The sequence below is a fragment of the Nocardioides sp. T5 genome, assembly GCF_048161455.1.
Classification (GTDB): Bacteria; Actinomycetota; Actinomycetes; order Propionibacteriales; family Nocardioidaceae; genus Nocardioides.
Genome location: NZ_CP182415.1, coordinates 3,896,463 through 3,919,216, shown reverse-complemented (window position 1 = coordinate 3,919,216; position 22,754 = coordinate 3,896,463). Strand labels below are relative to the sequence as shown.

The following is a 22,754-nucleotide window of genomic DNA, read 5'->3' as shown; positions in this document are numbered from 1 at the left end:
GCACATATGTCCCGCGATCCGCCGTTGGGACCATGAGTTAGTCGAAGCGCCACAAGGGTGCCGGCCGTCGGCAGTCGCCGCGCGGATGACAGTGGAGGAACCGAACGATGAAGAAGCAGATGTCTGCACTGGGTGTGCGGTCGCGCCGCCAGCTCGCTGTCGTTGCACTGTTGCTGCCCCTGGCTCTGGCGGCCTGCTCCAGCCCCGGTGACTCGTCCTCGGCGTCGTCGAGCGGGTCCGAGAAGGGCGAGGTCTCGCAGGCAGCGGCCGATAGGGTTGAGCAGTTCAAGGCGGTCAATGACTTCGTCTCGCCCGGCCCGGCGGTGGACGTCGCCAGCCTGGCCGGCAGGAGCGTGTTCGTCATCCCGCTGCTCACAACCAACGACTACAACATCCAGATCAACGCAGCGATGGAGCGCGTCGCCGAGCTCGCGGACGTCAACTTCGAGGTCTACACCAACGAAGGTCAACCCAACCAGTGGGTCGCGGGCATGAACCAGGCCATCGCGAAGGGCGTCGACGTCATCATCCTCAGCGGTGGCACGGATCCCCGCGCGCTGGAGCCGCAGATCAAGCAGGCTCGCGAGGCGGGCATCAAGGTCGTCGTGAGCATGTTCTGGGACACGTCGGCCCAGTTCGCCCCAGACTGCTCCGGCCTCGGCGTGGACTGCGTCGACGGGGTGGACGCCATCGTCGCCGCGCCGTACCAGACCGCCACCCGGTTGAACGCCGACTGGATCGCCGTCGACTCCGGCGGTTCCGCAAAGATCCTCGTGGTGACCTCCAACGACGCCGGCCCCAGCCCGGGCCAGGAAGCCGCCTTCAAGGACGAGATCGCGAGCGCCTGCCCCGCCTGTGAGACGACGTTCGCCAACGTGCCGATCAGCAAGTGGACGACCTCGGTGCAGTCCACCGTGCAGTCCGAGCTGGTGCGCGACCCCGAGATCAAGTACGTCGTGCCGCTCTACGACAACATGGCGAGCTACGCCGTCGCCGGCATCACCGCGGCTGGCAAGCACGGCCAGGTCGAGGTGGTCACCTTCAACGGCACGCCGGCCGTGCTGAAGATGATCCAGGACGGCAACATCGTGACGATGGACGTGGGCGAGTCTCTCGAGGGCGCCGGCTTCGCGGCCATGGACAACGCGTTTCGGCTGATGTCCGGGATGGAGCCCTCGCGGGTCATGGACATCGTGCCGGTCCGCATCTTCGACACCTCCAACGTTGACGAGGCCGGGTCCCCGCCCGAGGTCAACAAGGGCTACGGGGACGACCTGGAGGCCCAGTACCTTGAGGTCTGGGGCCTCGGATGACCGATCCGGCCCAGCCTGTCCTCCGGATGACCGGCGTCGGGAAGACGTTCGGCCCCACCCGGGTGCTCAGGGACGTGGACCTCACCGTTCGCCGCGGTGAGGTCCACGGGCTGCTCGGTCAGAACGGGTCGGGCAAGTCGACCCTGATCAAGATCCTCGCCGGCTTCCACACCCCCGACGGGGGGACGGTAGAGCTCGACGGAACGTCCGTCGACCTGCCTCTCTCCACCGCCGACCGGCGCGACCACCGGCTCCGGTTCGTCCATCAGGACCTCGCGCTGCTCCCGTCGTTGACGGTGCTCGAGAACCTGCTGGCCGATGACGTGGCCACGGGCTCCGGCATCCGTCCTCGGCGCAAGCGCGCCGAGCTGGCCCGCGCCACGGCGCTGTTCGAGCGGTTCGGTATCTCGCTGCGACCAGACACGCTCGTGCGGGACATCTCACGCCTGGAACGGGCCAAGCTGGCCATCGCCCGCGCCGTGAGCCACCTCGACGCGGAGGACAGCAGCGTGCGGGGACTGCTCGTGCTGGACGAGCCGACGGCCTTCCTGCCCCAGGGCGAGGTCTCCGAACTCGTCGCGCTGATGCGCACGGTGGCCGCTCAGGGTGCGGGCGTGCTGTTCGTGTCGCACGACCTCGACGAGGTCCTGACGGTGACGGACCGGGTGAGCGTCCTGCGCGACGGCGAGCTGGTCGGCAGCGAGGACACCGCGTCGCTGGCCCGCGGGGACCTCGTCCGGATGATCGTGGGCCGGCCGGTCTCGACGCTGAGCGCCGGGTCCGCCCCCCTGCCCGCGGTGGGGGAGCGGCCGCGCCTCCAGGTGAGTGCCCTGCGCGGCAGGGCCGTGGCGCACCTCGACCTCAGTGTGCAGCCGGGCGAGATCGTCGGCCTCACCGGCGTGATCGGCTCCGGGTTCGACGAGGTGAACCAGCTGCTCTTCGGGGCGCTGCAGGCCACGAGCGGCTCTGTCGCGGTCGACGATCTCGAGCTCGAGGCGGGCCGTCTCTCGCCCTCGACGGCGATCCGGGCCGGAATCGCCTACCTCCCCAGCGACCGTGCGGTCGAGGGCAGTGCTCCCGCCCTGACCGTCGGCGAGAACGTCGCGCTGCTCTCGCTGCGGCAGGGTGGCGGTCCGTTCGCCCTGACGGGCAGGAGGCTCGAACGGCACGCCGGCAAGCTGCTGCGCGACCTCGACGTACGTCCTCCTCAGTCGGCGCTGGCCTACGCCTCCCTCAGCGGCGGGAACCAGCAGAAGGCGATGCTGGCCAAGTGGCTCGTGACCGGACCCAAGGTGCTGCTGCTCAGCGAGCCCACCCAGGGTGTCGACGTCGGGGCGCGCGAGCAGATCTTCAACCTCATCGCCGAGGCGGCCCGTCAGGGCTGCGCGGTCGTGTGTTCGAGCTCCGACCTCGACCAGCTGGCCCAGCTCTGCAACCGCGTGCTGCTGATGCGACGCGGTGTCGTGTCCGACGAGGTGCACGGCCAGGCCGTCACCAAGGCCGGCCTCACCGACATGCTGTTCACCGACGCCGACGTCGTCACCCGGCCGCTCCGCGCGGCTTCGGACGCCTGATCAATCCGCAATCCCTGCCCGTGAAGAGAGTCGACATGTCAGTAGGAACATCTACCGAAGAAGGCACGGAGGCGGTCGCGCCCACGCGGCCTCGCCATCGTCGCTGGACCTCGCGCATCGAGGCCGGGGCCTTGCCCGTGGCTTGGTTCCTCGTCTTTGTGGTGTTCGCCGTGCTGCTGCCGGACACCTTCCTCAGCACGGCCAGCATCTCCAACATCCTGGGATCACAGGCGGTCCCACTCGTGCTGACGCTGAGCCTGGTGCTGCCGCTGGTGTGCGGTGACTACGACATGTCGGTCGCCTCAGTTGCCACCCTCACGGCCATGGTGATCGGGATCCTGAACGTCAATCACGGATGGTCGATCGGTGCCGCCATCGTGGCCGGCCTGGTGGTGGCCCTGTTGGCGGGGCTGGTGAACGGCGCCGTGATCGTGTTCTTCGGGGTCGACTCGCTGATCGTCACGCTGGGCACGGGGACCGTGATCCAAGGCCTCGTCCTCTGGATCAGCAACTCCACCACGATCAGCGGCATCTCGAGCTCGCTCGTCGACCTCGTCATCGGCTACAAGCTCGTCAGCGTCCCGGCGGCGTTCTACTACGGGCTCGCGCTCTGTTTCGTGCTCTGGTACCTGCTCCAGCACACCGCCCTCGGCATGCGGATGCTCTTCGTCGGCAGGGGACGCGATGTCGCCCGGCTCAGCGGTATCAAGGTCGGGCGCGTCCGGATGGGCGCCCTGGTAAGCTCTGCCGGCCTGGCCGGAGTGGCGGGCACGCTGTACGCCGGCACCACCGGGTCGGCGGACCCGAGCTCGGGCACCTCGTTCCTGCTGCCCGCCTTCGCCGCGGTGTTCCTCGGGGCGACCACCGTGATCCCGGGCCGCTTCAACGCCTGGGGCGCGTTCATCGCCGTCTACTTCCTCGCCACCGGCATCACCGGGCTCCAACTCCTCGGTGCGGAGAGCTTCGTGCAGCAGCTGTTCTACGGCGGGGCGCTGGTCATCGCCGTTTCGCTGGCCCAGCTGGCCCGCCGGCGCGAGGCCCGCAGCGGGGGCACCGCCTCCTAATGATGGCTCCGTCGCTGCCGGTGGCGGACTGCCACAACGACCTCCTCCTCGGTGTCCTGCACCAGCGCGAGCGGGGCCTGTCCGACCCCTTCGGGGACTTCTGGCTGCCGCAGCTGCGGGCAGGCGGAGTGGTCCTCCAGGTGCTTCCGGTCTTCACCGAGGAGCAACACGTGGGGGAGGGGGCCCTGCGCCGGAGCCTGCAGGTGCTCGAGGAGGCTCGCCGGCTGGCCGACGTGCACGCCACCGACGTGGTGATCTGCCAGCGCGGCGACCAGATCCTGCCTGCGATCCAGAGCGGCCGCATCGCGCTCGTCCTCGCCCTCGAGGGATGCGAGCCGATCGGTCACTCCCTCGAGCTGCTGGACACCTTCCACCGCCTCGGGGTACGGATCGCGTCGATGACCTGGAACCGCCGCACGATGATGGCCGACGGGGTGGGCGAGCAGGATGCAGGCGGCCGCCTGACGAAGCTGGGGCTCGAGGCGGTCGCGGAGATGGAGCGCCTGGGCATGATCGTCGACGTCAGCCACCTCTCCGAAACGGGCTTCTGGCACCTGACGTCTGTCGCCACCAGGCCCTTCGTCGCCAGCCATTCCTCCTGCCGGGCCCTGCAGGCGCACCCGCGCAACCTGACCGATGAGCAGATCCGGGCGGTGGCCGACAGCGGCGGGTTCGTGGCCATCAACGGCTTCGGGCCGTTCCTGTCCGACGCGGCCACCGTCGACTCGTTCTTGGCCCATGTGAGCCACGCGGTGTCGCTGGTGGGTGCGGAGCGGGTCGCGCTCGGCTTGGACTTCATGCGCGACCTCGTCGACGCGGTCGACCCCGTGCTCGGCGGGGCGCTCGTCGACTCCGACGCGCTGCCCTGGGTCGAGGGCCTCGAGCGGCCCACAGACCTGGCCGCCCTCGCGGTGCGGCTGTCGGAGGTGCTGGGACCGCAGGTGAGCCGCCGAGTCTGCGCCGGCACCATCGTTGAGACGCTGGCGCGGCAACTGGACTCCGAGCCGCCGGGCGTCTCGATGTCTGACCGGGAATCGTAGGGACGGGTCAAACGACGTCGAGGGATTCAACCTCACGGCGTCGCTAACGGACTGAGCTGCGCGCCACCCTACTCGAGGTGGGAAATCAACAATCTCTTGGCGGCCGGTCGACTGATCGTCCCGCCTCTTCGTCGACATCCTGCTCGAGGACTCCTATCTCGACGTGCGGATTGACGAGGCGGACGATGACTTCGTCCTCGGCAGTCGCTCGGACTTTCGCCACTACCACGTGCCGCTCGGGCCGGTCCTCAACTTCGCCGGCACTGACCAAGATGCCGATCGGCGTCACCCGGCCGCGAGCAACTTCCCTTTCGCGTTTTCGGTTGTCGGCGGCGACACCGTCTCCGCGCTGGCCGCGGGGTGCCCCGCAGTCGTCAAGGCCCACCCGGGGCACCCGGAGCTCTCGAGGCAGACCGTCGACGTCGTCCGCGCCGCTCTCGCCGAGAGTGGTCCCGACGCGACGCTTCAGCTTCTCGTCGGGCAGGAGGAGGGGTGGTGGCGATGCTGCTGGACCCACGAATCCGGGTCGCCAGCTTTACCGGGTCGATCCGGGCCGGCTGCATGCTGTCCGACCTCGCGGTCGACCGGCCCACGCCGATTCCCATATTCGCGAGCTAGGCAGTGTCAACCCGTCTTCGTCACGACGAGGGCGGCGGGGCCCAGCACGGCACGTCCATCGCACGGGGCTTCGTGACGAGCATATGCGGGTCCGTCGGACAGCTCTGCACCAAGCCGGGCTTCCTCCTCGTTCCGCGTGGGAGCGATATCGCCGCCGCCGCGGCCGACGGTGCCGGCGCCGTGGATGAGCAGCGGCTCCTGAACCCCGGCATCACCTCCGGTTACACCGCGCGCATGGACGCCATCCTTGGCACGCCGGGGGTCGAACCCCTCGTCGTCGGGGCATGCGTGGACGTGGACGGACAGGGATGGGCGACGCCCACCGTGGTCGCCACCGATCTGACGACGCTTCGAGAGCATCGCGAGAATCTGCTCGACGAGGCATTCGGTCCGCACTCCTTCGTCGTCGAGTACGCGAGCGAGGAGGAGCTTGCTCCCGGGGCTGAAGACCTCTTCTCGGCGCAAGGCAGTAGAAGAGTAGGGACGCCACCGAGAGTGGCGCCCGGTCGCGGCTGGCGGCAACACCCCGTCGTCGCGCGTTGGATGCCGTCTGATGCCAGGCGGCATGAATCGGGTTGCGTCCAGCGAGTTCGAGGCGTGGCATCGCTTGCCCCCGGCGTACCCCCACTTTGCAACGGTCGCATCGCGACGTTTGCAAGGCCGTCCGGAGCAAGCGTGCATTGAGCCGGAGCAGGCGGCGGTGGCCGTTCGCAATGAGACGGCTCGGAGACCAAGACTCGGCGGCTATGACGGACGTTTGCGACCGCACGCGTACCCCGTGCGTACCCCGCCGCGGCTTCTAGAGCGGACGCATTTTCGGTCGTCGCGAGATGGCTACCCTGGACTAAGGCGGGGTGCGATCGCCGCTGCCGATTCGGTGCGGCGCTGGCTCGCACGTGGACCCCAGTCGGCCATTCGAAGGTGTCCAGAAGCAGGCTGCGGCCTCAAGCGGTCAACGCAACACCTCGGCCGGTGCCTGTGATGGTGTCTTGAAGCCGAGGGTCTGTCGAGGCCTGCCGTTGAGCTCGTCGGCGATGGCGTCGAGGTTGTCTTGGGTGAGGGTGCGGAAGTCGAGGGTGCGGGGCAGGTACTGGCGCAGCAGGCCGTTGGTGTTCTCGTTGCTGCCGCGCTGCCAGGGGGACTTGGGGTCGCAGAAGTAGACCTGGACCCCGGTCTGGTGGGTGAACCGTTTGTGCTCGGCCATCTCGTGGCCCTGGTCCCAGGTCAGGGTTCTGGTCAACGCCGCGGGCAGGGTGGTGATCTTCGCGGCCAATGCTTGAGCGACCAGGTCCGCTTTGTACCCCTCTGGCAGCGCCACCAGCATCACGAACCGGGTCGACCTCTCCACCAGCGTGGCTACCGGACTCATCCGTTTGCCGAAGACCAGGTCACCCTCCCAGTGTCCGGGCACCGCACGGTCGTCGGCTTCAGCGGGTCGCTCGCTGATGTGCAGGATCCCGGGCCGACCGCCGCGGCCATCGGGCAGACGGGTGCCGGCCGGGCGTCGAATCACCCGCCGGGTACGCAGGTACGTCGTGAGCTCGCGGCGCAGCGCGCCGCGAGACTGGATGAACAGGGTCCGGTAGATCGTCTCGTGCGACACCTGCATCTCCGGGACCTGTGGGTAGGTGGTCTTCAGCCAGCCGGCGATCTGCTGTGGCGACCACCGGTGGGTCAGCTTCTCGCCCACGATGGCACGCAGCTGCGGATGGGTCGCAAGCTTGCACGGCTGGGGACGTCGCGCTCTCGCCCAAGCCGAGTCTTCTGCCGGGGCGGCACGGTACCCAGTCGGCCCGCCGTGCGCGGCCACCTCACGGCTCATCGTCGACGGGGCGCGTCCCAGGCCCGCCGCGATCGCGCGCAGCGAGCTGCCCGCGGCCAGACCCCGCGAGATCTCCTCCCGCTCGGCGAAGCTCAACCGGCCAGGCGAGCGGCGCCGCGGAGCGGGCCGGATCCCGCCACAGCGCACCAGATAGGCCCGCACCGTGCCGGTCGGCAGCCCCAGCGCGCGAGCCGTGGGCTTGACCGCGTGGCCCGCCCGCAACCGCGCCCAAATCTCGTCCTGATCAGCCTCCGACAACCTCCGATAACCACGCGGCATCACAACCTCCTCGAATTCAAGAAGTGTTGCGCTGACCTATTGAGACCGCCCCGCGAGCTGCAGGGCGTTGCCGCACCACGCGAGCACGTTCTGCCGGTACTGCCGAACGAGAAGGACATGGCTCGCGAGCTGGTCGGCGGCGCCGAACCGGCGCTGGACACGATGCATCTGCAGGAGGTCCGTCATCGCTCGGCGGAGTGCGGAGCCGGACTCGCCGTACATCAGCCGAGGTCGCCCGCGAGGGCGTCGTCGAGCATGACCAGCAGAATTTCGACCTGAAGCGACGTCAGCCGAACGACCTCGACGGCGCGCAGCCAGCGCCGTGCTGTAGCGATCTCGGTGCACGGATCGTCGACGACGGCCTTCGACGCACCCGGCGAGGCGCCCCCGGTGTACGCATCGAGCGTCAGCAACACGCGCTCGTAGTCGGAGTCGGCGTGCACGCTCGAGGCGTGATCAGCAAGAGCGGCCAGCGCTGCCCATCGCTGGTCCGGCTGCTCCGTGCATCGGCACCTCCGCTGACTGGTTCGAGAGCAAGACTGCTGCGGCGATGTCGAGCGCCGTCGCGGCACCCGCACGGCTTGGGGACGTCCCGGGTGCGTCGGTGCCTATCGCCGCTGTCCGGATCACGATCTGCCCGGCCCATCCCGGAGCGACCGCACCCGTCGTCTGCGCAGCACGTCGTGGCGGACGAACTCGTCGAAGTCGCGCTCGCGGTCGGTCATCTCGACTTCCCCGCCTGCATCGTCGTCCGACTCACCGGGCCAGGGAGTACGTCGAGTCGGACGGTCACGGTCGAGGCGGGTGCCGCAGGTGGCGACCCAGTCGCGTAGCCGGGTGCGAGCGTCGGCGAAGTCGCGCAGCCAGGCGACGGGCGCGGATGGCGGTGCAGTCTCGTCGTGGCAGCTCATCCAGGTCGGTTCGGGGCGCGCATGCGAACGGACCCGAGGGTGGACATCCGATGGGATGACCAGGGGTCGTCCAACTGTCGCGTCGGAAGCACGATTCGCGCACAACGCCCCTCAGCCAGTCTGGGGAGACCGACCAGGACGCCGCCCATTCAGCGGACGGCGAGCGGCGGCGACTTAGGCGCGAGGTCAGATCCCGCAAGTGCGGGAAACGCGACCCCTGTTGTCTGAGCGACCGCTGCAGCAACAACACATGGAGGTATCCGTGAACAAGCCGACCGCAATCAGCCCCACCGCGATCAACCCATCCGAGTACAGACGAGCGCTCGGCCACTACCCCACCGGAGTGGCAGTCGTCGCCGCCCAAGAGGAGCGCGGCGAGTCCGTGGGAATGGTTATCGGCTCGTTCACCTCAGTGTCTCTCGACCCGCCGCTGGTCGGCTTTCTCGTTGGGCGCGACGGTTCGACGTGGCCGCGTCTGAAGGAAGTCGGCAAGTTCTGTGTCAGCGTCTTGGGCGCTCACCACGAGGACGTCTGCCGTGCCTTCGCATCGAAGGCGCCTGACCGCTTCACTCATGCAAGTGCACGGTCCGAGACCGGCAGTCCACGCATTCCCGACGCTGCCCTGTGGGTCGATTGCGACCTCGACGCGGTGATCCCGGCCGGCGATCATGACTTCGTGCTGGGACGAGTCAGAGACCTGGGTATCGGCGACGATGGGGGTCTTCCGCTCCTGTTCCTTCGTGGAGGCTACGGCGCCCCTCGGATCGCTTCGTTGGAAGCCCAGGCCCCAGGACTAACACCAGTGCTCCGATTGGCCGACCTCGTTCGTCCCGAGATCGAGGCAGTCGCGCGAGACCTCGGGCTCGAATGTGCGGTGAGTGCAGTGGTTGAAGGTGAGGTCGTGATCCTTGCTGCCGCCGGCGTCGGTACGGTGAGCGGCGCCGCAAGTACCCACGTCGGATCCACCTATCCGTTGGTCGCTCCACTGTCGCCCTGGTTTGTGGCGTGGGGGAGCGAAGCTGAGCAACGCCGTTGGATCAACGAGGGCATGCGTCTCGCCGGCGTTGACTTCCAAGCCTTGGCATGGGCTCAGCTGGAAGCGACCCGCAGGCGGGGCTATGTAGCCATCAAGCATCGGCCGTTCGCCAGCAGATTTCAGCAGCTGTTCCTCGATAGGAGGGGGATCGAAGGAGGGGAGGGTGAGGCACTCACAACTATCTTGCTGGAGGCAGCGGAGAATGCGTCCGACTCGCTGAAGGATGTCGACGACCTGTCCGTCGCTGCGACAATGCATGCCCCGATTCGAGACCAGTCAGGTCGGACGGTCTTGGGCATGGATCTGATCGGGTTCAAGGGCGACGAGGACTCCGATTTCCTTCGACGCTGCCGGGACACGCTGCTCCGGGCGACGGGGCGAGCAGCTCAACTGCTGAGCATTGATTGACCGGTCGCCTAGCTTCTGACACCGGGACCGTCTGCTTGCGCGGTCGAGTCGCTACCTCTCCGTAGGACAGACCCTTCCAACAGGTTGGCGTCTCGGTCTCAGGCGGCCGAGGCCTGCCGCCCCGCCTTCGCGCTTGCAACCGGCGGAAGTGCGATGAGCCGTGTGCCTTGCTTGCGGCTTCACCTGCGAGTCGCGGTGGGACTCCACGTTTGGGGCCGCACCGTAGGCTCATCGGCTCAGGCCAGCGGCCCGCTGCTGGAGCGCGTGCAGCTCAAGCGCCACGACCAAGTTCGCGTGACGTTCCGGGACGTCGAAGTCGCCAATGAGCCGCACGATTGTCTCCTTGCGGCGATACAGCGACTGGCGAGAACAGTGCAGGGCCGCAGCGGTGCCCTGGATGTTGGAACCGTTCACCAGGTACGTCTGGAGGGTCTCGACAAGTCTTGTGTCGTGGCGCCGGTCGTGTTCTATCAGTGCTCCGAGCTCCTCGCCGACGAGCTTGCTAGCCAGAGCGTCGGCTACCAGCCGGTTCAGGACCATCCGTGCCGAGATCAAAGGCGCCGCGAGTATCCGGTCCTTGATGCCAAGTGAGACAGCGAGCGACAGTGCGTGGCGGCAGTGGGTGAGATGGGCCGCCGCCGTCATGAGGGGACCTGGCTCTGAGACCGCAATCCGGCATGTCGTCGCTTCACCGCGAGACCTGGAAAAATCGTCGATGTATTCCAGCAATGACGGACCGGCCCCTTGGGACGGTTCCTCGGGCACCAGGGCGACCACGTCACTAGAGACCAGAGCGGTCAGCGCATCGTGGCTCCTGGGCCTCGAACCAAGCGCGTCCGCGAGCGCGCTGCCGAAGCCCTGCCGGAAGCCGCGTATCACGATCGCGTGATAGGAGTCGGCTCGGCGGCTGATCCCAACTTCAGTGAGTCTTCGGTAAAGTGACGATGCCCCAACCTGACCGTCTTCGAGTTCTCGAAGCAGGCGCGCGCGAACCGATGCCTGGTCGTTCGGTACTGGAGGCTTCGTCGCGAGCCGGCGAGTCAGTATCGCCTCCTGCCCAGCTTCGGCGAGCTCGACGAACGGGACGATCTCGTGAAGTGCTATCACCGGTACGTCGTACTCGCGCCCGGCCTCGAGCATCTCGTCGGGGACGGCTGCGAATGTCCATCCGAGTTCTAGGCCGAGAGAGGCGCGCCGCTCGCCCAGTGCGGCGACGTAAGCGCGAAGTCCCGGACCGCCTCTTCCCACGAGACCCAGCCCTGAAGTCAGGAGTAGTTCCTCTCCCTTCAACAGCGCCGCCGCTTCGGCAAGTTCGCTCGTGTGAACCCACCGCACCGGCCGATGCACGAGGTGCTGCCCGCACATCACTTCGGGCTTGCAGCGCCGAAACGGTTCCAGCTCCAGCAGGTCGGACAGTGCGAACGGGTGCGACATACTGTCCCAGCATAGTCCCGATCGCGTGACACTTCGTAAACCGGCCGGGTCGTGGAGTGACTCCATACTGGCACCACAGTCCGTCCAGCTGGGAGGCCGCAGTGACGTTGCCATCGTTCGACTACGTGCGACCAAAGACGCTTGAGGAAGCGGTGGAAGCACTGGCCGACGGAACTGGTCGACCGCTCGGAGGCGGCCAAAGCCTCGTAGCCGCCATGAATCTTGGGCGGGAGCGCCCGAGCCGAATCGTCGATCTGAACCGAGTGGCCGAACTCGCGACGATCAACGATGAGGGGGACAGGCTGAGAATCGGCGCCCTTGTCCGGCTCGCGGCGCTACGTGAGTCCACGTGGCTACGGTCTCAGCTTCCCCTGCTGTGGTCCGCCTTGCGGCATGTTGCCCACGTGCAGGTCCGCACACGGGCGACCATCGGCGGAAACCTGACTCAGGCCGATCCGTGCTCCGAGATTCCGGCCGTGGCGGCCGCGCTCGGGGCGACGTACACACTGGTGAGCCATCGCGGCGAGCGCGTCGTTCCGGCGATCGACTACCCCATCGGCCCGTTCATGACGGCGAGGACGTCAGACGAGGTTCTGGTCGAAGTCACCTTTCCGGTCCATGGCAATGTCGTCGCTGGCTTCTTCGAGGTCGCCCGCAAGAAGAAGGACTGGCCGATCATCGGTGCCGGTGCGCAGCTGGCACTAGACGATCGGGGCGTCATCACCGAGGCCTGGGTCGGTGTGTGCGGCGCCGCGGGGCGGCCGGTGAAGCAAACCGATGTCGAGAAGGCCCTTCGCGGGGGTCCAGCGGACCACGCGACTTTCCAAGAGGTAGCACGGCTCGCCACGGGCGTGGATGAGTACGTCGGTGCACGCAGTGGCACCGCCTACCGCCGACACGTACTGCCTGTGGTGGTCGAACGCGCACTACTCCAGGCCATTGAGAGCCGCAACGAGCAGGTGGTGGCATGAGCGTCCCCGTGTCGCCGTCGACTGTGTTGGTAGCGCTGCGCGGTGTGGTCGATGGAAGCGACTCGCGCTCGTGCCGCCCCACCGGTGAGCGTCATGTCCGTTCTCTCACCGTGTCCGCAGTTGTGTGCCGCCCGGTGGTACTGGCCCCCCGGTGCTGGCCGCTCCCTGATCGGTTGTCGCGGGCGCTAGACCACGCAGTCGGGCTGAGTGGCCTCGGCCGCCAGACGAGGCAGAACTCGCGCAGGTCCGCGTGTCGGATCGAGCGACCGTCCTGGCGGCCCTGCGGGGAGCAGAAGTGCCCAAGCAGGCCATCCGTGCCTGCTCACGCGAGGAAGGTAGTCCAGTGAGCGACAAGTTCCCCATCCGAACGTGCGTCAACGACGAGTGGATCGCAGCGGATATCTCGCCCTGCATGACTTTGGCCGACTACCTGCGCGATGAACTCGACCTGACCGGCACCCATGTCGGCTGCGAACACGGAACGTGCGGTGCCTGCACGGTGCTGGTGGACGGCGAGCCGGTGCGTTCCTGCCTGATGCTGGCGGTACAGACCGATGAATCCTCCGTCACGACGGTAGAGGGCGTCAGCACTCCCGGCGAGCTTTCGAGTGTGCAACAGGCGTTCAACGACAACCACGCCATGCAGTGCGGCTTCTGCACGCCAGGGTTCGTCGTATCCCTTACTGCACTCGCACGTCAACAGCCGCGTGCAACTGAGGAACAGCTCACGGCAACTCTCGACGGGCATCTCTGCCGCTGCACTGGATACCAGAACATCCTCAAGGCTGGCCGGCAGATCTTGAGCGACGAAGGGAGCGACTCATGACCTCCTCCGGCCCGATGCCGGTTAGGCCCAAGTACGTCGGCCAGGCAGTCAAGCGCCGCGAAGACGCCCGCCTTCTGCGAGGCCAAGGCAACTACGTCGCCGACATCAAGCGACGCGGGACGTTGCACATGGCTCTGTTGCGCGCACCGGTTGCTCACGCGGAGATAACGTCCATCGACGTGCAGGCGGCCCGCAACGCCGCTGGTGTTGTCGACATCATGACCGCCGCCGATCTCACCGGCGTCGGTCACCTACCATGCATCGACGTCTACCCGGACACGAAGCCCGCAAGCCACCCAGTGCTCGCTGAGGGCCGCGTCCGGTATGTCGGTCAACCCGTGGCGGCAGTCGTGGCTCGAAGCGCACAGGAGGCGGCGGCAGCTGCGGGGATGATCACGGTGGCCTACTCATCGCTCCCACCCCTTACCGACATCGACACCGCCATCGCCGACAATGCACCCCTGCTGTATCCGGAGTTTGGATCCAACGTCGTCAACACGGTGCCTCAGGACGTGGGAGACGTCGAGACGGCATTGGCCACAGCCGATCGCGTCTACCGCGAAAGCTTCCGCATCCACCGCTACGGACCGATGCCAATGGAAACTCGAGGGGTCCTTGCCTATGTCGACTCCGTCTCGCAGCGCCTGGTCCTCTACACCTCGACTCAGTTCCCGCACCTGGTGCGGCAGTTCCTCGCCGGCGTCATTGGCCATCCCGAGAGCAAGATTCGCGTCGTCGCCCCAGACGTGGGCGGCGGCTTCGGCGGGAAGTGCGAGTTCTACCCCGAGGAGGTCCTCGCGCCTCTCTTCGCGCTACGACTGAACAAGCCGATTCGATGGATCGAGAGCCGTGCGGAGCACATGGTGGCCTCGAGTCAGGCACGCGAGCAGCGGCACGACGTGGAGCTCGCCGTGACGCTGGATGGAGAGATCACCGCCATGACGGTGGAATCGTGGACCAACAATGGTGCCGCGTTCTGCACTCTGGCGACCACGCCGGCGAGCATCTCGTCGGCGATGACGCGTGGCCCCTACCGAATCCCCAACTACCGCGCTCGAGCTCACACAGTGGTGACCAACAAGACCCCGCTAGCTGTCTATCGAGGGGCCGGTCACCCCCAGGGTGCGCTGGTCATGGAACGAATGATCGACATCATCGCAGCGGACTTGGGTGTCGACCGTCTCGAGCTGCGCCTGCGGAACATGATCACAGCCGACGAACTTCCCTACGATCGCGGCACCGACATCGTCCTTGCTGGGCATGTCGAGTACGACAGCGGTGACTATCCCGCAGTTCTCGAACGTGCCGCCGTCATGATCGGCTATTCCGGCCGCGAGGAAGCACAGGGAGAAGCACTCACGAGAGGCAAGCGCCTCGGCATCGGGCTGTGCTGCTTCGTGGAGGAAACCTCCATCGGTCCCTACGAAGCGGCAACCGTCAAGGTCGACGCCAGCGGCAAGGTCACCTTGCTCACCGGGTCCTCACCCCACGGACAAGGCCACGTTACGACCTTCAGCCAGCTCGTCGCGGACGAGCTTGAAATCCCCATCGACGACATCACAGTCCTGTACGGAGACACTGACGTCATCACCGACGGCGTCGGCACCTTCGCATCGCGCAGCGCCGCCATTGGCGGCGCTGCGGCCCGTGGCGCCGCAGAAGTCGTGAAGGCCAAGGCGATGCGAATCGCGGCGCACATGCTCGAAGCCGACGTGAACGACCTCGAATGGCAAGCGGGTGGCGCTCAGATGAAGGGCATGCCACAGGCCCGCGTGGGACTGGGCGCCATCTCGCAGGCGTCCACGCCCTGGAATCCGCCACTACCCGATGGCATCGAGTTCAACCTCGCTGCGACCCACAACCATCAAGTCCCGGGAATCGCCTTCGCCAACGCGGCGCACGCCGCCACCGTTGAGGTCGACGCGGAAACCGGTGAAGTCGAGATTGTGGACTACGTCGTCGTGCATGACTGTGGCCGAGTGATCAACCCGCTCCTGGTCGAGGGACAGGTAATTGGCGGTGTCGCTCAAGGCGTGGGCGGGACCATGTTCGAAGAGCTGGTCTACAACTCTGACGGAGCTCCACAGTCGCTGACCTTCAACGACTACTTGCTGCCCACAGTGTCCGACATGCCCTGGGTCCGTACCGACCACATGGAATCTCCGAGTCCCATGAACCCCTACGGCTTCAAGGGGGCCGGCGAAGGCGGGGCCTCCGGAGCCCCTGGTGCACTTGTCAATGCGATCTCGGACGCCTTGGCGCCGTTGGGCGTATCCCTCCGATCCGACGGCCCCTGGACACCGGAGAACGTCATCGCCGAGATTCTCCACGCGAGGAGCTCGCGAGCGTGACCACCCATATCCTGACTCACGCCACGGTCCTGACGTTCGACAGCGAGGACGCAACATTTCCGGATGGCGCAATCGCCTTCAGTTCGTCGACGGGGAACATCCTTGGAGTCGGTGGCACCGCCGATCTGGTCGCGCAACATCCGGACGCAGTGCTGCATGACTGTCGGGATCAGATCGTCACGCCTGGCATGGTCAACACCCACACCCATCTATTCCAGACCCTGCTGAAAGGTCTCGGTGCCGACAAGCCCCTGTCGGAATGGATCAGCTCGATGACGGCGCCGGCGGCCACGCACCTCACGTGGGATGACTGCTACGTCGCCGCGCTGCACGGGTGCGTTGAAGCGCTCACCACGGGAACCACCACGCTGCTCGACTTCATGTATGTGCACCCGCAGCCGGAACTCATCGATGCCGTCGTGGCAGCCATGACCGATTGCGGGATCCGTGGAGTCGCCGCCCGCGGCTACGTCACCTCTGGCGGGGATGTCGGCATGCCGCACAGCTTGCTCGAACCGATCGACGCCGCAATGGAGGACGCCCGCCGGGCAATTGCGGCATACAACTACCCGGGTTCGTTGGTCAAGGTCGGCCTCGCCCCGTGCATGAGCTGGACAGTTGACGAGGACACGTTGCGGGCCACCCGACAGTTGGCGGACGACACAGAGGCTCTGATCACTACTCATCTTGCGGAGTCAGACTTCGATGTCGCCGAGTCGGAACGGCGATACGGCTGTCGCGATGCGGCTCTCATGGAACGAACGGGGATGCTCGGGCCTGACCTGGTCGCAGTGCACTGCGTCCAATGCAATGACGACGACATCCGTCGCCTCGTCGATAGTGGGACGGGGGTTTCCCACAACCCGTGCAGCAACCTGTATCTGGGATCCGGAGTAGCCCCGATCCCCGAAATGCTCGCTGCGGGGCTGCGAGTGGGTCTTGGGACAGATGGTCCGGCTAGCAGCAACAACCTGAGCATGCTGCACGCTCTCAAGTTTGCGGCTCTTGTGCCGAAAGGTGTGCGCCGGGACCCGCGCATCATGACTGCGACACAGGTCATGCACATGGCGACCCGCGAAGGCGCCCGTGTCATGGGCATGGACGGGCAGATCGGGACCCTCGAACCGGGTAAGGCAGCAGACATCGTGGTGTTCGCGTCGTCCACGCCCAGCATCTCGCCCGTGCACGATCCCGTCGCATCGCTTGTCTACTCCCACCGGGGTGACGAGGTCCGCGACGTGTGGGTCGGCGGACGCCAGGTAGTCGCCGACGGCGCACCGACGATGGTCGATGCGGCAGCGACGCGTGAACGCGCCACTCGAGCGGCGCATGCGTTGGCAGTCCGCGCTGGAATCACCGCGTAAGCCCGAGCGCGCGCAGTTGTGGTCAGTAGCAACTTGGCGGAGGTGGTCTCCCGCAGTGGGTGGGAAGATGGATCGGGCCAACGATGGAAGGCGAGCGAATGGCCGACGACTGCCAAGGCGACGCTCTCGCGGCCGCGTTCTTAGCGGCCCCCACGCCCCTTGCCGTACTCGAGCAGGATGGTCCCGGCCTCAGGATCGCAGCAGCAAACGCCTCCTGGAACGCGCTGTTCGGATCCGACGACGCGAAGCTCACTACAGAATTGGCCCGACCGGAATCCGACGTCCGTGCGGCGGTGGTCAAGTCGCTCGACCTCCGCACGCCATGCCAGACGACCTTCGACGGCCGGCGGTTCTCCCTGTGCGCAAGTCCGGCCGCCGGTGCGAGCGGCTCGCCCATCGTGGTGCAGCTGACGGACGTCAGCCTGTCTCAGGCCGAGTCCGACGATCGGGTGCACGTCCAGCATCTTCGCGACCTGGTCGACAACGCCACGGCTCTGATGTACATCAAGGACCTGTCGGGCCGGTATGTGATGGTCAACCACGAGTTCACGAGACGGTTCGGGATCGCCTCGGAGGAGATCGTCGGCCGGACCGACCGCGACCTCTACCCCGCCGCCAGTGCCGCTGCGTACGTGGAGAACGACGCGCGGGTACTCACCACGGGCGTGTCGATGCAGACCGAGGAGCCCTACGGGGAGCCGTCGGGAGCGGACGATCCGACGCGCCGTTGGGTATCAATCAAGTTCCCGCTCGTCGACCAGACGGGGTCGGCGTATGCGTTGGGGGCGATCTCCACCGATATCACCGACCGCAAGCGGGCGGAGGACGAGGTCAGCTGGGCCCGGCTGGAGGCAGAGCGCGCCAGCAGGAGGAAAGACGAGTTCCTCTCCAACATGAGTCACGAGCTCCGGACGCCCCTGAACGCCATCCTCGGGTTTGCGCAGATGCTGCGAATGCAACCCCTCGACGTGACCGCGAGTGAGCACGTCGACCACATCGCGGAGGCGGGCCTACACCTGCTGGCCCTAGTGAATGACGCGCTCGACATTTCAGGCTCTTCTGACTGATCCGTGGGTCATCGGCCGGGCAGCAGCGGTCGGTGTCCGCCTAGGTTGAGCATCGCGAGGCCGATGAGGGCGTCGGGTGAGCGGAATCCGAAGGCCACCCTGGTGATGAGCCGGATCTTGGTGTTGACCGATTCGATGAGGCCGTTGGATAGGCCGTGGTCGATGGCGGCGAGGATCTCGGCGCGGTGCTTGGTGATGCGCTGCTGGAGCTTGACGAACGATGCGATCCGGCAGCGCCGTGCCCACGCGACCCATCGGTCCAGCGCCTCGGCGGCCTCGTCTGCTGGGAGCTTGAAGACGGTACGCAGGCCTTCTTTGAGCAGATAGGCGCGGTAGAGCCGAGGATCAGTCTTGGCGATCCACGCAAGCTTCGTCTGCTGCTTGTCGGTGAGGTTCTCGGGGTTCTTCCACAGTGCGTAGCGGGCGTGCTTGAGAGCGCGAGCGTGTCCGGTTGCGACCGTAACCGCCCGGCCGTTCTGCCAACCGGCGGGGCGGGTGTGGCCCGCGCGTCTGGCCTGGTTCCAGGCGTCTCGTCGCACGGCGTCGAGGGCATCGGTGGCCCAGCCGACGACGTGGAAGGGGTCGGCGCACCGGACCGCGGCTGGGCAGCGTCGCCGCACAACGTCCGCGATCCAGTCCGCGCCGTCGGCTGTGACATGGGTGATCTGGGCGCACCTGCCTTCGCCGGAGGCTTCCAGTGCGTCGAAGAACTCCTCGAGGGTGGCGCGGTCGCGTCCGGCCTTGGCCCACACCAGCCGGCCGGTGTCGTGGTCGACCACGACGGTCAGGTACTTGTGGTTGCGTTTGTAGGAGATCTCATCGATGCCGATGCGGCGCAGTCCGGCGAAGGCGTCGATCCCTTCGGCGGTGTCGGCCCAGACCCGGGCGATGATCGATCCCACGGTCCGCCACGCGATCCGCATCAACTGGGTGATCGCGGACTTCGAGCACTGGGTGGCCAGCCAGGCGACCTGCTGGTCAAAGCTGAACGTGTGACCGGCCGCGTGACGCGCCCAGGGCACATGCCGCACCGTCGGCCCGTGGACCGGGCAGTTGACCCTTGGCGCGTCGGCCTCGAGGAAGACCTCGACTGTTCCGAGATCCAGGCTTCGCCACCGTCGGCGTCCTTCTCCGTGGTCGTACCAGGCGGCTCTGGTGCCGCATCGTCCGCAGCGGCCCCGAGCAGCTCGCCGTGGTCGCACGTGCGCGATCACGATGTCCTCGACCTCGCTGAACTCGATTGCCTCGATGACGGTGTTCTCGACGCCCAAGAGGGCGCGCCATAGGCTGGCGTTTCGCACGCCGTTCTCCGTTCCGTGGTTCCTGACTCTCGACAAGCCAGAAACCTAGAGCGGGAACGGCGTGCGGCCATTCAGACGCGATCAACCACCCACGGAAGCATCAGATGAGCCACATTTCATGGATCGAGGCCGGCTCCCCGGGCCTTGAACTTGCTCCGGTGTCGGCCATCGAACCCCTCCACCAGGCGCTCGCGATGATCCGACCGCTCGCCGTCACCCGGGACATCGAGGTCGCCAGCGACCTCCACGGCGCTGTAGACCGGTGGGTGTTCTCCGACGCGCAACGCATGCGCCAGGTGTTCCTGAACCTGCTCGGCAACGCCGTGAAGTTCAACCGACCACAAGGACTCGTACGTGTTTCGTGCCGCGTCCAGGCCGGGTTCCTGCGCTACCGGATCACCGACACGGGTCCAGGTCTGGATGCCGACGAGGTCGAGGCGGTGTTCGCGCCGTTCTCGAGGCTCCAGGGCGCGGACGACATCGAGGGCAGCGGACTCGGCCTCAACCTGTCGCGGCGCCTAGTTGAGCAGATGGGCGGCGCAGTCGGCCTCGAGCACTCGGCCCCCGGGGAGGGATCCACCTTCTACGTCGAACTGCCCCTTCTAGCCCGCGAGCGCAGCCCAAGCGCCGCCGAGGGGTTCATCTCCCCGGTCCAGGCACTACCGCAGGTCGGACCGGCCACAATCGTGCAGATCGAAGACACCGTGGCCAACCGAGAGCTGGTCGAGGCAGTCGTGGCCGCGATGGGAAAGGTGACGCTGCACTCGGCGTCCGACGGTCAGAGCGGACTCGCTTTGATCGAACAGGTGCGGCCCGACTTGGTGCTCCTGGACCTCAACCTTCCCGATATGTCGGGTGTCGAAGTGGTTCGACGACTGCACCAGACGATCGACCAGCACCACCTGCAGGTGATTGTCCTCTCGGCTGACGCCACACCCCGGCGGATCGAGCAGCTGCGCACGATGGGGATCGCGAAGTACCTCACGAAGCCAATCGACGTCCACAACCTCGCCAGTGCGATATCGGAGCTGCTGACGCCATGACCCCTATCCGCTTGTTCATCGCCGATGACCACCCTGTCTATCGGGAGGGCTTGAAGAGCCACTGGACATCGTCCGAAGTCATCACAGTGGTCGGTTCGACCGGCGATGGCTCTCAAGCCGTCGACGCCATCCTCGCCGCCACCCCCGACGTCGCGATCGTGGACCTCAGACTGCCCGGGGCGAGCGGGTTGGAAATCCTCGAGCAACTAAGTGAGTTGCATTGCGAGGCGCGGGTGCTGGTCTTGACGGCGTACGTCGACAGCGCCTCGGTGTACCGCGCGCTCGCCTTAGGAGCGGGCGGCTTCATCGAGAAAGCTGCCTCGTTCGATGAGATCACCGCGGCCGTCGAGTCGATAGTGGCCGGGGAGACCGTAATCGCCCCCGTGGTCAGCAAGGCCCTGGCTGCTGAGATCCGCAACCGTGCCCTCGAACCACAGAAGTCACCTCTCACCGACCGAGAGACCGCGATCCTCCGGCTCGCCGCCGACGGCCTTTCAGGGCCCCAAATCGCACGCGAGCTAGGGATCAGCGTGCCAACTGTGAAGACACACCTCGCTCACGTCTACACCAAGCTCGACGTCCCCGACCGCGCGTCTGCCGTCGCCCAGGCGTTCCGCCGGGGCCTTCTTGAGTGAGTCGAATCATTCGATCGGATGACGGAGCCTCATCCGAGGGTCGCTCCAGCAGCACGATGTGACGCACGTCGCGGACGTCGAGGATCTATGTGTGCCCGGGCAGACGCGCCAGGCGGCCAGCAAACCACTTTCACGGCTGGGCCTCGACTCCGACTCTCAAGGCAGGTAACGATGACCACCACCATCCTCGTTGGCAACCCCAAGCCGGCCTCACGAACGCGCCACATCGCCGAGGCCGTCGCCGAGGTCCTCGGGGTGGGGGAGGCGGACCGCATCGTCATCGACCTCGCCGACCACGTCGACGAGCTGTTCCGCTGGCCCTCGGAGACCATGTCGGCCCTCGCCGAGACCGTCACGGCCAGTGACTTACTGATCGTTGCCTCTCCGACGTACAAGGCGACCTACACCGGACTGCTCAAGTCGTTCCTGGACCGGTTCGGCGGCGACGCCTTGTCGGGGGTGACGGCGGTGCCGGTCATGACCGGCGCCAGCGCCGGCCACTCGATGGCGCCCGACGAGCACCTGCGGCCACTGCTGGTGGAGCTCGGCGCCATGGTGCCCAGCCGGTCCCTCTACTTCATCACTGAGGACATGGACCGCATGGATGCCCTCGTCGCCGATTGGGCTGGAAGCAGCCTGGCCCCGATCCGAGCCACCCTCTCACTCACGAACGCGGTTTCGCGATGAACGCGTCTGCCTCGCTCGCGGTGGGCGTCGAGTCCGTCACCAGCGGTGCGCCTGGGCAGGTCCCGGAGCACGGTCAGTTTGACGCCCGAAAATTTCGAGACGTCGTGGGCAACTTCGCCTCCGGCATCGTCATCGTCACCTCCGTGCACGACGGCGAACCGGCCGGATTGACCTGCCAGTCCTTCTACAGCGTCTCTCTGGAGCCGCCGCTGGTGTCCTTCTCGGTCAGCACATCGTCGCGGACTTACCCAACAATCCGGGAGAGCGGGCAATTCTGTGTGAACCTGCTGGCCGCGAGCCAGTTCGATATCTCGACCCAGTTCGCCATGAGCGGGACCGACAAGTGGGCGGGCATCACGTGGCGTCCGACCGAGAGCGGAAACCCCATCATCTCGGGTGCGATCGGGTGGATCGACTGCTCGATCGACAGCGAGTACGTCGCTGGTGACCACGTGATCGTCATCGGCCGAGTCCGCGGTATCAGCCTAGAGAACTTTGACGAGGATCCGCTGCTCTACTTCCGGGGCCAGTACCGGCACCTCCGCGGCAACTGAGCAGCGTGTCTCCCTCCCACCCGCGCAAGAAGAGAGGAACCGACCGTGTCCACCTCATCAGCCCAGAAGCCCATCCCTGGGTACAGCCCGGCCCGCGCCGCAGGAGAGCTCGTCTACGTCTCGGGCGCTCTAGGCCTGGATCCCGAGACCGGAGCAATTCCCGAAGGGTCCTTCGACAAGGAGGCCCACCAGGTGATGCAGAACCTGCTGTCAAACGCAGCCGCGGCAGGAGCCACGGCCGGCGACATCGTCAAGACCACCGTCTATGTCACCACTTTCGACATCTACGGCGAGTTCGACCGCGTCTACCGCACGTACTTCCCGGGCCAGCTTCCCGCACGAGCCACCGTCGAAGTCGCGGGCCTCCTGGCAGGCGCCCGAGTGGAGATCGAAGCAGTTGCCTGGCTCGACCCGGCAGCCCAAACCGTCTGAATCCGACCAGTACCTGGAGCATCA

Annotated in this window: 22 protein-coding genes; 16 read left to right on the top strand and 6 right to left on the bottom strand. The window is 66.6% G+C overall.

Annotated elements, in window-relative coordinates:
• The first annotated feature begins 107 nt into the window (after nt 1-107).
• From ACNKF0_RS19180 to ACNKF0_RS19165, 4 genes are all read left to right on the top strand, one after another.
• Nucleotides 108-1,313: a sugar ABC transporter substrate-binding protein gene (locus tag ACNKF0_RS19180; RefSeq protein ID WP_416954421.1), complete on the top strand. Its 1,206-nt coding sequence runs from the start codon at nt 108-110 to the stop codon at nt 1,311-1,313.
• On the top strand, nt 1,310-2,887 hold the full coding sequence (locus ACNKF0_RS19175) for a sugar ABC transporter ATP-binding protein (RefSeq protein WP_416954420.1): 1,578 nt from the start codon (nt 1,310-1,312) through the stop codon (nt 2,885-2,887). Before ACNKF0_RS19180 ends, ACNKF0_RS19175 begins: the two co-directional genes overlap by 4 nt.
• 137 nt (nt 2,888-3,024) lie before the next feature.
• Nucleotides 3,025-3,951 carry an ABC transporter permease gene (locus ACNKF0_RS19170; RefSeq protein WP_416954419.1) on the top strand — a complete coding sequence of 309 codons (927 nt, stop codon included), beginning with the start codon at nt 3,025-3,027 and terminating at the stop codon, nt 3,949-3,951.
• Between the two features lie 2 nt (nt 3,952-3,953).
• Nucleotides 3,954-4,991: a dipeptidase gene (locus tag ACNKF0_RS19165; RefSeq protein WP_416954418.1), complete on the top strand. Its 1,038-nt coding sequence runs from the start codon at nt 3,954-3,956 to the stop codon at nt 4,989-4,991.
• Between the two features lie 85 nt (nt 4,992-5,076).
• Here the strand turns inward: ACNKF0_RS19165 and ACNKF0_RS19160 are convergent, their stop codons facing one another.
• Nucleotides 5,077-5,508 carry a hypothetical protein gene (locus ACNKF0_RS19160; protein WP_416954417.1) on the bottom strand — a complete coding sequence of 144 codons (432 nt, stop codon included), beginning with the start codon at nt 5,506-5,508 and terminating at the stop codon, nt 5,077-5,079.
• A 281-nt stretch (nt 5,509-5,789) separates the two neighbouring features.
• Here ACNKF0_RS19160 and ACNKF0_RS19155 point away from each other — a divergent pair, with 281 nt between their 5' ends.
• The gene (locus ACNKF0_RS19155; RefSeq protein WP_416954416.1) at nt 5,790-6,293 is read left to right on the top strand and encodes a hypothetical protein; all 504 of its coding nucleotides are present in this window, start codon (nt 5,790-5,792) and stop codon (nt 6,291-6,293) included.
• 268 nt (nt 6,294-6,561) lie between these two features.
• On the opposite strand, the gene ACNKF0_RS19150 is transcribed toward ACNKF0_RS19155, so the two are convergent.
• The 3 genes from ACNKF0_RS19150 to ACNKF0_RS19140 form a co-directional block, all read right to left on the bottom strand.
• A complete protein-coding gene (locus ACNKF0_RS19150) occupies nt 6,562-7,710 on the bottom strand; it encodes an IS30 family transposase (protein ID WP_416958582.1) in 1,149 nt (382 codons plus the stop codon).
• Between the two features lie 221 nt (nt 7,711-7,931).
• Entirely contained in the window at nt 7,932-8,153 is a 222-nt protein-coding gene (locus tag ACNKF0_RS19145) for a hypothetical protein (RefSeq protein WP_416954415.1), read from the bottom strand.
• A 183-nt stretch (nt 8,154-8,336) separates the two neighbouring features.
• Complete coding sequence (locus ACNKF0_RS19140; RefSeq protein ID WP_416954414.1) at nt 8,337-8,621, bottom strand: hypothetical protein; 285 nt, start codon at nt 8,619-8,621, stop codon at nt 8,337-8,339.
• 262 nt (nt 8,622-8,883) lie between these two features.
• Between ACNKF0_RS19140 and ACNKF0_RS19135 the strand changes: the two genes are divergently transcribed.
• Nucleotides 8,884-10,065, top strand: a complete 1,182-nt coding sequence (locus ACNKF0_RS19135) for a flavin reductase (RefSeq protein ID WP_416954413.1) — start codon at nt 8,884-8,886, stop codon at nt 10,063-10,065.
• Nucleotides 10,066-10,293: 228 nt separating this feature from the next.
• Here the strand turns inward: ACNKF0_RS19135 and ACNKF0_RS19130 are convergent, their stop codons facing one another.
• Nucleotides 10,294-11,499: a PucR family transcriptional regulator gene (locus ACNKF0_RS19130; RefSeq protein WP_416954412.1), complete on the bottom strand. Its 1,206-nt coding sequence runs from the start codon at nt 11,497-11,499 to the stop codon at nt 10,294-10,296.
• A 101-nt stretch (nt 11,500-11,600) separates the two neighbouring features.
• Here ACNKF0_RS19130 and ACNKF0_RS19125 point away from each other — a divergent pair, with 101 nt between their 5' ends.
• The 5 genes from ACNKF0_RS19125 (at nt 11,601) to ACNKF0_RS19105 (ending at nt 18,078) form a co-directional block, all read left to right on the top strand.
• The gene (locus ACNKF0_RS19125; protein ID WP_416954411.1) at nt 11,601-12,470 is read left to right on the top strand and encodes an FAD binding domain-containing protein; all 870 of its coding nucleotides are present in this window, start codon (nt 11,601-11,603) and stop codon (nt 12,468-12,470) included.
• A 343-nt stretch (nt 12,471-12,813) separates the two neighbouring features.
• Nucleotides 12,814-13,296, top strand: a complete 483-nt coding sequence (locus ACNKF0_RS19120) for a (2Fe-2S)-binding protein (protein WP_416954410.1) — start codon at nt 12,814-12,816, stop codon at nt 13,294-13,296.
• On the top strand, nt 13,293-15,647 hold the full coding sequence (locus tag ACNKF0_RS19115; protein WP_416954409.1) for a xanthine dehydrogenase family protein molybdopterin-binding subunit: 2,355 nt from the start codon (nt 13,293-13,295) through the stop codon (nt 15,645-15,647). Before ACNKF0_RS19120 ends, ACNKF0_RS19115 begins: the two co-directional genes overlap by 4 nt.
• Entirely contained in the window at nt 15,644-17,011 is a 1,368-nt protein-coding gene (locus ACNKF0_RS19110) for an amidohydrolase family protein (RefSeq protein ID WP_416954408.1), read from the top strand. Before ACNKF0_RS19115 ends, ACNKF0_RS19110 begins: the two co-directional genes overlap by 4 nt.
• A 98-nt stretch (nt 17,012-17,109) precedes the next feature.
• Complete coding sequence (locus ACNKF0_RS19105; protein WP_416954407.1) at nt 17,110-18,078, top strand: PAS domain-containing protein; 969 nt, start codon at nt 17,110-17,112, stop codon at nt 18,076-18,078.
• An 8-nt stretch (nt 18,079-18,086) separates the two neighbouring features.
• Here ACNKF0_RS19105 and ACNKF0_RS19100 read toward each other — a convergent pair whose 3' ends face one another.
• Nucleotides 18,087-19,379, bottom strand: coding sequence for an ISL3 family transposase (locus ACNKF0_RS19100; protein WP_300639430.1), 1,293 nt, complete (start codon nt 19,377-19,379; stop codon nt 18,087-18,089).
• A 104-nt stretch (nt 19,380-19,483) separates the two neighbouring features.
• On the opposite strand from ACNKF0_RS19100, the gene ACNKF0_RS19095 reads away from it, so the two are divergent.
• The 5 genes from ACNKF0_RS19095 to ACNKF0_RS19075 all read left to right on the top strand — a co-directional run bounded on the left by ACNKF0_RS19095 (nt 19,484) and on the right by ACNKF0_RS19075 (nt 22,730).
• Nucleotides 19,484-20,422, top strand: a complete 939-nt coding sequence (locus ACNKF0_RS19095) for an ATP-binding protein (RefSeq protein WP_416954406.1) — start codon at nt 19,484-19,486, stop codon at nt 20,420-20,422.
• On the top strand, nt 20,419-21,057 hold the full coding sequence (locus ACNKF0_RS19090) for a response regulator (protein WP_416954405.1): 639 nt from the start codon (nt 20,419-20,421) through the stop codon (nt 21,055-21,057). Before ACNKF0_RS19095 ends, ACNKF0_RS19090 begins: the two co-directional genes overlap by 4 nt.
• A gap of 171 nt (nt 21,058-21,228) precedes the next feature.
• Complete coding sequence (locus ACNKF0_RS19085; RefSeq protein WP_416954404.1) at nt 21,229-21,744, top strand: NADPH-dependent FMN reductase; 516 nt, start codon at nt 21,229-21,231, stop codon at nt 21,742-21,744.
• Nucleotides 21,741-22,298, top strand: a complete 558-nt coding sequence (locus ACNKF0_RS19080) for a flavin reductase family protein (protein ID WP_416954403.1) — start codon at nt 21,741-21,743, stop codon at nt 22,296-22,298. The genes ACNKF0_RS19085 and ACNKF0_RS19080 overlap by 4 nt, the downstream gene beginning before the upstream one ends.
• Nucleotides 22,299-22,343: 45 nt before the next feature.
• Complete coding sequence (locus ACNKF0_RS19075) at nt 22,344-22,730, top strand: Rid family detoxifying hydrolase (RefSeq protein ID WP_416954402.1); 387 nt, start codon at nt 22,344-22,346, stop codon at nt 22,728-22,730.
• Nucleotides 22,731-22,754 lie beyond the last annotated feature (24 nt).

Bases quoted from the DNA above. Each gene is read 5' to 3' on its own strand.
- ACNKF0_RS19180 (WP_416954421.1), top strand. From the start codon at position 108: ATGAAGAAGCAGATGTCTGCACTGGGTGTGCGGTCGCGCCGCCAGCTC.
- ACNKF0_RS19175 (WP_416954420.1), top strand. From the start codon at position 1,310: ATGACCGATCCGGCCCAGCCTGTCCTCCGGATGACCGGCGTCGGGAAG.
- ACNKF0_RS19165 (WP_416954418.1), top strand. From the start codon at position 3,954: ATGGCTCCGTCGCTGCCGGTGGCGGACTGCCACAACGACCTCCTCCTC.
- ACNKF0_RS19150 (WP_416958582.1), bottom strand. From the start codon at position 7,710: ATGCCGCGTGGTTATCGGAGGTTGTCGGAGGCTGATCAGGACGAGATT.
- ACNKF0_RS19140 (WP_416954414.1), bottom strand. From the start codon at position 8,621: ATGAGCTGCCACGACGAGACTGCACCGCCATCCGCGCCCGTCGCCTGG.
- ACNKF0_RS19130 (WP_416954412.1), bottom strand. From the start codon at position 11,499: ATGTCGCACCCGTTCGCACTGTCCGACCTGCTGGAGCTGGAACCGTTT.
- ACNKF0_RS19115 (WP_416954409.1), top strand. From the start codon at position 13,293: ATGACCTCCTCCGGCCCGATGCCGGTTAGGCCCAAGTACGTCGGCCAG.
- ACNKF0_RS19105 (WP_416954407.1), top strand. From the start codon at position 17,110: ATGGCCGACGACTGCCAAGGCGACGCTCTCGCGGCCGCGTTCTTAGCG.
- ACNKF0_RS19095 (WP_416954406.1), top strand. From the start codon at position 19,484: ATGAGCCACATTTCATGGATCGAGGCCGGCTCCCCGGGCCTTGAACTT.
- ACNKF0_RS19090 (WP_416954405.1), top strand. From the start codon at position 20,419: ATGACCCCTATCCGCTTGTTCATCGCCGATGACCACCCTGTCTATCGG.
- ACNKF0_RS19085 (WP_416954404.1), top strand. From the start codon at position 21,229: ATGACCACCACCATCCTCGTTGGCAACCCCAAGCCGGCCTCACGAACG.
- ACNKF0_RS19080 (WP_416954403.1), top strand. From the start codon at position 21,741: ATGAACGCGTCTGCCTCGCTCGCGGTGGGCGTCGAGTCCGTCACCAGC.